Origin of the sequence: Rhizobium cauense (assembly GCF_019511525.1) — a bacterium.
GTDB classification, from domain to species: domain Bacteria; phylum Pseudomonadota; class Alphaproteobacteria; order Rhizobiales; family Rhizobiaceae; genus Rhizobium; species Rhizobium cauense.
In genome coordinates this window covers 1-278 of the sequence record NZ_JAEUAT010000095.1, presented here as the reverse complement: position 1 = coordinate 278, position 278 = coordinate 1, and the positions used below count along the sequence as shown (strand labels likewise).

At 49.3% G+C, this 278-nt stretch carries 1 rRNA gene; it reads left to right on the top strand.

Going from position 1 to position 278, the window contains the following annotated elements:
• Window positions 1-278, top strand: a 23S ribosomal RNA gene (locus JNB88_RS34840); the annotation flags it as partial.

The following is a 278-nucleotide window of genomic DNA, read 5'->3' as shown; positions in this document are numbered from 1 at the left end:
GTGGATGCCTTGGCATGCACAGGCGATGAAGGACGTGATACGCTGCGAAAAGCCGTGGGGAGCTGCGAATAAGCTTTGATCCATGGATCTCCGAATGGGGCAACCCACCTTAAATGCTTGGAAAATCTAAGTTGTGCTTCGGTACGGCTTAGGTTTCCAAGCATTGTGATAAGGTATCTGCACCTGAATAAAATAGGGTGTAAGAAGCGAACGCAGGGAACTGAAACATCTAAGTACCTGCAGGAAAGGACATCAACCGAGACTCCGCAAGTAGTGGC